This window comes from Phenylobacterium sp. (genome assembly GCF_004299445.1).
Lineage (GTDB): Bacteria > Pseudomonadota > Alphaproteobacteria > Caulobacterales > Caulobacteraceae > Phenylobacterium.
The window spans coordinates 41,176-49,906 of record NZ_SCTC01000024.1 but is presented as its reverse complement, the minus strand read 5'-3'; the positions used below and the strand labels follow the sequence as shown (position 1 = coordinate 49,906).

Genomic DNA, 8,731 nt, shown 5'->3' with positions numbered 1-8,731 from the left:
CGGCCGCGGTGTTGGCCGCAGCCCCCGCCGCATCCGTGGTCGCGTCGGCCGCGGCGCCGGCCGCGGTCGCGGCGTTGGCGGCGGCGGCGTTGGCGCTGGCGGCGGCGTCCTGGGCCGCGGTGGTGGCGGCGGCGTCGGCGGCCGGAGCCTCGACCTTCTGCTGGCAGGCGCTCATCGAAAGCGCCGCGGCCCCGCAGGCCGCCAGAATAGCAATGCGCATTGGTTCTCTTCCCCGTATTTCCACGTACTGAGCCGCCCGCCGCAAATGCTCGCGCCGTGGCCCCGTACGCTCAACGCGCCGAAGGGCCAGGCGTTCCCTCGGAGGTCGCCCCCGCCGCCTTCGCCGCCGCCTCCGCCTGCCGCGCCGCCGCCAGCATGCTGGTCATCGAGTAGTTCCCCTCGTGGCAGGCGTACTCGAACATCGGCCCCGCCGCCGTCTGCATCACCATCTCGCCCTGCCACGGCATGACGAACCGCGCCGGGTTGCGCACCGTGAACGCATAGTGGAGCCGGGTCGGGCCCAGCCGCGTCAGGCGCTCGGTCACCACCATGTCGGCCGCCGGGTCGCCGCCCGGCGGCGCGTCCACCTCCAGCGGCGTGAAGTTGGTGGTCTCGATCACCAGCGTCGCGCCCTCCCACCGCCCGATGGAGTCGCCCAGCCAGCGGCGCACGGCCGGCGGCGGGTGCTTGGCCCCGGGCTCCAGCCGCACGATCCGCAGGTCGCTGAAGTACTCCGCGTGGATCACCAGCGCCTCGCGCGTCTGCACGAACGTGTAGTTGTTGTTGTACACCCCGTTCAGCATCGGCGGCCCCGCCGCCGTCCCCGGCAGGCAGCGGTCGGTCCGGCCCCGCTCCTCGGGGTTGTTCGTCGGCCCCTTTCGCCCGGCCATCCGCGCCGTGTTCACCGCCTTGGCCGCGGCGTTGAACGGCAGCTTGCCGTCGGCCGGCGAGACGATCCACGAGGTCCGCGCCTGTCCGCGCACCCGCCCCAGCCCGTGGTCCAGCTCCCACCATTCGGAGTCGGCGCCGCCCACGTCGTCCTCGATCTCGGGCGGCTTGCCGCGCCGCTTCGCCTCATAGGCCGCCGCCTCGGCCTCGGTCAGCACCAGCGCCTTCAGGTCCTTTGGCCGCTCCAGCGTGGTCAGCGACCCGTTGCTCCACAGCCCGCTCAGGTCGGGCGGCGGCGGCGCGGCGCGCGCGGCCCCGGCCCCGGCGAGCGCCAGCGCCAGAGCGGCGGCGGCCGCAGCGATCCCGACGTCATGTCTCACGATCTCACCCCCCGCCGGCCCGCCGACCGGCGCCCCGGCTTCAGGCTAGAGCATATCGCCGGTACGGGAAGGCCCCGACCGCAGCCGCCGGTACAGCTTCGGCCGCAGCCGCCCGCGCCGCCCGTCGATCGCCCGCAGCGCCGCGTTCGCCGCCGGGATGCCGGTGACGAACACCCCGTCCAGGGCCTCCTCCCGCGCGGCCTCCAGCCCGATGTCGCGCCACTCGCACGCGTCCACGAACGCCGCGCGAAACGCCGGACACTTCCGCACCCGTGAATAGAGCGCCTTGAACGACGGCGCCCCGGGCTCGGCCACCGCCGCGCTCACCGACGCCCCGTCCCGCACCGCGTCCAGCAGCCGCCCCAGCGCCTGCGCCGACACCTGCTCGCGCCGACCCGCCCCGTTCCGCCGCCGCCCCCGCGCATGCCGCCAGGCGTCGGCCAGCGCCTGCCGCTGCTGCGCCAGATGCCCCCGCACCTCCGCCACCGCCGCCCCGAACTCGGGCACGAACTGCATCCAGCGAAACACCGTGCAGTACGCCGGCATCGCCGGATGCGCCGTGATCGCCCGCACGCTCTCCCCCTCGGCGATCCGCTGCAGGATCAACTCCCCCATCTCCCAGGTGAACGCGCTCGCCTTCCACCCCGCCGCCTTGTCCATCGGCGGGATCGGCCATTCACGGGCGGGCGAGTGCAAGGGGAAGCGGTCGGGCATGCGGGAAGGGTGGCAGGGCGCTGCGTCAGATGCGGACGCAGGAAAGGTTCAGGAGATCATCGGTTTTCAGCGAAGTCAGACGGAATCGCTTTCTCAAGCACCTTTTTGAACTCGGCCACGGCGTCGCCAACCCCGAGAGCGGCCGCGAGGCTTTCGAACGGAATGTCTATTGCCTCTAGCACACGCCGAAAGATCCCTCGTCCGGCTCCCCGCGGGGCAGGAGCCGCCGTCAGTCGTGGGCCGCGCACCGCGTTGAACTCGCGATTGCGTGCACCAACTAGCGCTAGCTTCAGCGCCAGTTGAGTGCCGTCGAGACCATGCACAGTCAGTTGCTGAGGCACCCACCAAGCCTCAAGTGTGCTGTGCATCAGGTTGAGTTGGGGAGGGATGGATGGGAAAGCCCTGACGACGAACGGATGAAGGTCGGCCTCGATCAGGTCGCCTGGCTCTAGCGCGATGACCTCTTCAAGAAGGGTCTGGAAGGCGATCAGGAATTTTCGAAGGATCGGCCGGGGGTCGAAGTCGCCCTCCGGCGCCAATGGAAACTCCGCCATGTTTAAGCTCCTAGCTTACGCACCCTTTCAGGGCGCCTCCCGCCCTTAAATCCCATGGTTGATTGCGAGCCTGCCGGGCCAGGCGTGTCAAGGACGCGCCTCCGGCGCGCCGCCCCGCGGCGAGCGCTGCGCGCTCGTCCTTGAGACGCCTGACCCGGCAGGCAAACTCCGTCCATGGGTTTCAGGGCCCAGAGTGGGCGCTTGACCAACCCTCACGTGTTCCCAATATGTTCCATACCTCCCCCGCAAAGCGGCGGGAGGGGGACCGTCCGCCGAAGCCGGCGCCAGCGGGCTGTAGAGCGGATGGTGGAGGGGGCGAGCGGCCGGCACGACATGCGACGCAGACTGATCACCACCCGCGCCCGAACGATGCGCAAGGCGATGACGGAGCCCGAGGTGATCCTCTGGACCCGCCTGCGCGGCCGGAGCGACGACAAGCCCACGTTTCGCCGTCAGCACCCCTTCGGTAATATCATCCTCGACTTCTACTGTCCGTCCGCCGCGCTCGCGGTCGAGATCGACGGCAGAACCCATTGGCACGACGAAGCCCAGGCCAAGGACAACGCCCGCGACGCCTGGCTGAAGCAACAGGGCGTCGAGGTCCTCCGCATCCCGGCGTCGAGCGTTTATCACGACCTCGATAACGTCGTGGACGGCATCCTCCGCCGCGCAGCGGAACGTCAGCGGATGCGGCCCGCCCCCTCCACCCCTCGCTCTACGCCCGGCCCAAGGCCGGGCTCGGCGAGCGGTCCCCCTCCCACCGCTTCGCGGGGGAGGTAAAGACACCCCTCCCGCGCCTTACCTCCCCCGCAAAGCGGCGGGAGGGGGACCATCGGCCGAAGAGCCGATGGTGGAGGGGGCGGGCGGCCGGCAGGGCGTTTACCCCCAAACGAAAACCCCGCCGGTCTCACGACCGACGGGGCTCCATAACCTCAACACCTCAGCCCACTAACGCGGGCAGGCGCCTCAATACCCTTGGATCTTCGCGTACCGATCCCGGTGATACGCCTGGTTCCCGAACGCCGCTTCCGCCGCCCGCGCCCGCTTCAGGTAGAAGCCGGCGTCGTGCGCGTCGGTCATGCCGATGCCGCCGTGCATCTGGACCATCTCGTTCGAGATCAGGTGGAACGTGTCGCCCATCTTGGCCTTCGACAGGCTGACTAGTTCCGGCACGTCGGGGCTGTCGTTGTCGATCGCGGTCAGCGCGGCTTCGACGGCCGAGCGGGCCAGTTCCAGCTCGGTGAACATCTTGGCCGCCCGGTGCTGCAGCGCCTGGAACGAGCCGATCACCTGGCCGAACTGCACGCGGGTCTTCAGGTAGTCGAGGGTGACCTCGAACGCCTGGGTGGCCGCGCCCAGCATCTCGGCGGCGATGCCGGCCCGCGCGCGGTCCAGCACCTTTTCCAGCAGCTCGGCGCCGCCGGTCAGCTTGTCGGCCGCCGCGCCGTTGAACTCGACGTTCGCCGCGCCGCGGCTGTCGGCCAGGCTCAGCTTGGTGCGCTTCACGCCGGCGTCGTCGGCCTTCACGAGGTAGAGCTCGATCTTGCCGCCTTCCTTGGCCGACACGACGAACACGTTGGCCGCCATGCCTTCCAGCACGAACACCTTCTTGCCGGTCAGCTTGCCGCCGGAGACGGTGGCCTCGACCTTCTCGGGCTTGTGGTGCGGGCCTTCGTCGACGGCCAGCGCCGCCACCACCGAGCCGTCGGCGATCTTCGGCAGCCACTCGCCCTTCTGGCTCTCGGAACCGCCCAGGATCAGCGCCGAGGCGGCGCCCAGGCCCGAGGCGATCAGCGGCGAGGCGGTCAGCGTGCGGCCCAGCTCCTCGAGCACGAGGCCCAGGCTCAGGTAGCCGAAGTTCGAGCCGCCGTATTCCTCGGGGATGATCACCCCGGCCCAGCCCATCTCGGCCATCTCGTTCCAGGCGGCGACGTCGTAGCCGATCTCGACTCCGCTATCGCGCATCTTCCGGAACGCCGTGACCGGGGACTTCTCCTGCACCCAGCTCTTGGCCGCGTCGCGCAGCATGCTCTGTTCTTCGGTAAGAACGGCCATCTGTAATTCTTCCTCTCGTCTAATCCGTGCGGGCCTGAGGCCCTGCGTTTCAATTCGAATTGTTGCTCGTCATCCCCGGGCTTGTGCCGGGGATCCAGATGCGCCGGCCGCTCAGGCTAATCCCCGAGGGCGGCGCTTCTGGGTAGCCGGGACAGGCCCGGCCATGACGTTTAAAGCGCGCGTGTTTTCCGCGTTACTCTCAGTTCGCTTGCGTAAGGTCAGGCAAGCCCAGGATGCGCTTCGACACGATGTTCGACTGAACTTCCTGGCTGCCGCCGAAGATCGTGAACGCCTTGCCGAACAGCCAGCCGCGCACGGCTTCCAGCTCCTCGCGCTTGAAGGCGTCGCCTTCCCAGCCCAGGCCCTGGTGGCCCATGATCTCGAGCGCCATCTCGTGACGCTCCTGGATCAGCTGGGTGCCGGCGTTCTTCATGATCGACGTCGCCGACGAGGGGCCCGAGTTGCCCTTGGCCTCCATCATCGCGCGCACGGCGGTCTGCTGGAAGGCGCGCCAGTTCATGGCGTTGGTCACCAGCCGCGTGCGCAGGTCCTGGTCGTCCAGGCGGCCCTGCTCGTCCAGGCCGACGTATTCCTTGGCCAGCTGCTCCAGCGGCTTGCCGCCCGAGCCCAGCCCGCCGCCGGCGCCCGTGAGGCCCGAACGTTCATGCTGCAGCAGGCGCTTGGCGATGGTCCAGCCGCCGTTCAGCGGGCCGACCAGATCCTTCTTGTGCGCGATGGCGTCGGTAAAGAAGGTCTCGCAGAAAGGTGAGGAGCCGGCGATCAGAGGAATCGGCCGCACTTCCACGCCCGGCTGATGCATCGTGAACAGCACGAAAGAGATGCCCTCGTGCTTCTTCGAAGTATCCGTGCGAACAAGACAGAAGCACCAGTCGGCCCATTGCGCGCCGCTCGTCCAGATTTTCTGACCGTTGATGACGAAATGGTCACCTTTATCTTCGGCCTTGGTCTGAAGACTTGCCAGGTCCGAGCCCGCGCCCGGTTCCGAGAAGCCCTGGCACCATGCGATCTCGCCGCGGCAGATCGGCGGAATGTGCTCCAGCTTCTGCGCCTCGGTGCCGTATTCCAGCAGCGTCGGGCCGAACATCATCACGCCCATGCCGCCGATCGGGTTGTAGGCGCCGGCCCGGGCGAATTCGCCCTGCACGATGCGCGCCTCGGCGCTCGACAGGCCGCCGCCGCCATAGGCCTTGGGCCAGGTGGGGGTGCCCCAGCCCTTCTCGCCCACCGCCTTGCGCCAGGCTTCCTGGTCCGGGGTCGGGTCGTGGCGCTCTTCGCGCGCCATCGGGTTGGGCTTGCCCTTGAGCGAAGCGGGGAAATTCGCCTCGACCCAGCTCCGGACCTCCGTGCGGAAGCCCTCCAGATCCGTGCCGCCAAAATCGGCCATTCTCAAAATTCCTTCGTGTTCAATATTTCGATCGTCATCCCCGGGCTTGTCCCGGAGACCCAGAAGCGCCGGCGCCTCAGGTAATTCCCGAACGCCGGCGTATCTGGGTGGCCGGGACAGGCCCGGCCATGACGCGTTTCAAGGGGCGGGAGACTACCTCGACTGCGTCGCCTCGGGCAGCCCCAGAATCCGCTTCGAGATGATGTTCAGCTGCACTTCCCACGACCCGCCCGCGATGGTGCCGCTTTTCCCGCGCAGCCACGCCCGTGTCGCACCCAGCGCGGCCGGGTCGAACGCGTCGCCCTCCCAGCCCAGCCCCTGGCTGCCCAGCAGCTCGACGGCCAGTTCGGCCTTGTCCTGACGCACCTTCGAACCGACGTTCTTCAGCACCGACGTCGCCGCCGACGGCCCCGAGTTCGACCGCGCCTCGTCGGCCGCGCGGCGCCCCGTCAGCTGGAACGCGCGCTCCTCCATCAGGTGTTCGGTCAGGCGGCGGCGCAGGTCGGGATCGGCCAGCCGTCCGTCGTCCTCGACGCCCACATGCTGCTTGGCCCAGGCGATCACGCCCGGCCCCGGCAGCACCCCCGGCGCGCCCGCGTTGTTGGCCCCGGAGATCCCCTGCCGCTCGTGCTGCAGCAGCCGCTTGGCGATGGTCCAGCCGCCGTTCAGCGGCCCCACCAGGTTCTCCTTCGGCACCTTCACGTTGGTGAAGAAGGTCTCGCAGAAGGGCGTCGTGCCGTTGATCAGCAGGATCGGCCGGGGCTCGACGCCCGGGCTCTTCATGTCGATCAGCAGGAAGCTGATGCCCTCGTGCTTCTTGGTGTTGTCGGTCCGCACCAGGCAGAAGCACCAGTCGGCGGTGTGCGCGCCGCTGGTCCACACCTTCCCGCCGTCGACGACATAGTGGTCGCCCGCGTCCACGGCCTTGGTCTGCAGGCTGGCGAGGTCCGATCCCGCGTTGGGTTCCGAGAACCCCTGGCACCAGCGCAGTTCGCCCTTCACGATCGGCGGAATGTGGCGCTGCTTCTGCTCCTCGTTGCCGTATTCCAGCAGCGTCGGGCCGAACATCATCACGCCCATGCCGCCGATGGGGTTGTAGGCCCCGGCCGCGACCAGCTCCTCGGCGATGACCCGGGCCTCGGCCTTGCCCAGCCCGCCGCCGCCGTACGCCGTCGGCCAGGTGGGCGTGCCCCAGCCCTTGTCGCCCATCGCCTTGCGCCAGGCGTCCTGGTCGGGCGTCAGCTCGCGCCCCTCGGGCGCCGCCTTGCCCTTCAGCGACGCCGGAAAGTTCGCCGCGATCCAGGCGCGCACTTCGGTGCGGAAGGTCGTCAGATCAGGTCCACCGAAATCGGCCATCGGAAGTCCCCACCATAAGATATTGATCGTCATCCCCGGGCTTGTCCCGGGGACCCAGAAACGCGAGCGCTGCAGGCAATCCTTGGGCGGCGGCGCTTCTGGGTGGCCGGGACAGGCCCGGCCATGACGTGTTTCAAGCGTGCGTTACGAGCTCTGCGTCGTGTCGGGCAGCCCCAGGATCCGCTTGCTGACGATGTTCGACTGCACCTCCTGGGAACCGCCGAAGATCGTCCAGGCCTTGCCCGACAGCCAGCCGCGCACCGCCTCGATCTCCTCGCGGCTGAAGTCGTCGCCGCTCCAGCCCAGGCCCTGATGGCCCATCACCTCGAGCAGCAGTTCGGCGCGGGTCTGACCGATCCAGGTGCCCGAGTTCTTCATGATCGACGTGGCGGCCGAGGGGTTCACATTGCCCTTCGACTCCTCACGGGCGCGCTCGATGGTGAGCGCGTGCGCCCGGGCGTCCATCTCGTTCTGGGCGATGCGCATGCGCAGGTCGCTGTCGGCGATCCGGCCCTGCTCGTCGACGCCGACGTACTTCTTGGCGATCGCCGAGACCTTGGCCCCGCCGGTCATCCGGCCGCCGCCCTGGCCCGAACGCTCGTGCTGCAGCAGGCGCTTGCCCACCGTCCAGCCGCCGTTCAGCGGCCCGACCATGTCGTCCTTCTCGGCGCGCGCGTCGGTGAAGAACGTCTCGCAGAAGGGCGAAGAGCCGGCGATCAGCTTGATCGGCCGCGTCTCGACACCAGGTTGATGCATGTTGATCAGAACAAAGCTGATGCCTTCATGCTTCTTCGACGTGTCTGTGCGAACAAGACAGAAGCACCAGTCAGCGTATTGCGCACCGCTCGTCCAGATTTTCTGGCCGTTAATCTTCCAGTGATCTCCGGCGTCCTCGCACTTTGTTGTCAAAGAGGCGAGGTCACTACCTGCGCCCGGCTCCGAATACCCTTGGCACCAGCGAATTTCGCCCCGTACGATCGGCGGGATGTGGCGCTGCTTCTGCTCTTCGGTGCCGTATTCCAGCAGCGTCGGGCCGAACATCGAGAGGCCCATGCCCACCATCGGGTTGTAGGCGCCGATGCGGTCCATTTCCTGCTGCAGCACGCGGGCTTCGGCGGGGGAGAGGCCGCCCGCGCCATACTTCTTCGGCCACGTCGGCGTGCCCCAGCCCTTCTCGGCCATCCGCTGCTTCCACAGCAGGTGGTCGCCCTCGGGCTTGAAGCCGCCCACCATCGCGCGCTCACCGGCGCGGGGATCGTCGCGGAGCGACTGGGGATAGTTGGCCTCGAGCCATTCGCGCGCCTCGGCGCGGAAGGCGTCGAGTGCGCTGCCGCCGGAATCGGCCATCGGATCCTCCCTGAAATCTAGTCGGCTAAATA

9 protein-coding genes are annotated in these 8,731 nt (G+C 68.7%); 1 reads left to right on the top strand and 8 read right to left on the bottom strand.

Translation table 11 applies throughout. The features are described 5' to 3' along the window. From EPN98_RS06790 to EPN98_RS06775, 4 genes are all read right to left on the bottom strand, one after another. The coding region (locus EPN98_RS06790) for a hypothetical protein (RefSeq protein WP_293361829.1) at positions 1–220 on the bottom strand (220 nt) is incomplete at its 3' end. Between the two features lie 70 nt (positions 221–290). Beyond that, the gene (locus EPN98_RS06785) at positions 291–1,268 is read right to left on the bottom strand and encodes a hypothetical protein (RefSeq protein WP_293361827.1); all 978 of its coding nucleotides are present in this window, start codon (positions 1,266–1,268) and stop codon (positions 291–293) included. Between the two features lie 45 nt (positions 1,269–1,313). After that, entirely contained in the window at positions 1,314–1,982 is a 669-nt protein-coding gene (locus EPN98_RS06780; RefSeq protein ID WP_293361825.1) for a hypothetical protein, read from the bottom strand. 56 nt (positions 1,983–2,038) lie between these two features. After that, the gene (locus EPN98_RS06775; RefSeq protein WP_293361823.1) at positions 2,039–2,536 is read right to left on the bottom strand and encodes a hypothetical protein; all 498 of its coding nucleotides are present in this window, start codon (positions 2,534–2,536) and stop codon (positions 2,039–2,041) included. 333 nt (positions 2,537–2,869) lie between these two features. Between EPN98_RS06775 and EPN98_RS06770 the strand changes: the two genes are divergently transcribed. Then, a complete protein-coding gene (locus tag EPN98_RS06770) occupies positions 2,870–3,316 on the top strand; it encodes an endonuclease domain-containing protein (protein ID WP_293361821.1) in 447 nt (148 codons plus the stop codon). Positions 3,317–3,502: 186 nt separating this feature from the next. On the opposite strand, the gene EPN98_RS06765 is transcribed toward EPN98_RS06770, so the two are convergent. From EPN98_RS06765 to EPN98_RS06750, 4 genes are all read right to left on the bottom strand, one after another. Beyond that, positions 3,503–4,591 carry an acyl-CoA dehydrogenase family protein gene (locus EPN98_RS06765; RefSeq protein ID WP_293361819.1) on the bottom strand — a complete coding sequence of 363 codons (1,089 nt, stop codon included), beginning with the start codon at positions 4,589–4,591 and terminating at the stop codon, positions 3,503–3,505. Positions 4,592–4,790: 199 nt separating this feature from the next. Continuing rightward, complete coding sequence (locus tag EPN98_RS06760; RefSeq protein ID WP_293361817.1) at positions 4,791–5,996, bottom strand: acyl-CoA dehydrogenase family protein; 1,206 nt, start codon at positions 5,994–5,996, stop codon at positions 4,791–4,793. A gap of 153 nt (positions 5,997–6,149) precedes the next feature. Further along, positions 6,150–7,352, bottom strand: coding sequence for an acyl-CoA dehydrogenase family protein (locus EPN98_RS06755; protein WP_293361815.1), 1,203 nt, complete (start codon positions 7,350–7,352; stop codon positions 6,150–6,152). Positions 7,353–7,496: 144 nt separating this feature from the next. Then, positions 7,497–8,699: an acyl-CoA dehydrogenase family protein gene (locus EPN98_RS06750; protein ID WP_293361813.1), complete on the bottom strand. Its 1,203-nt coding sequence runs from the start codon at positions 8,697–8,699 to the stop codon at positions 7,497–7,499. Between the last annotated feature and the right edge of the window lie 32 nt (positions 8,700–8,731).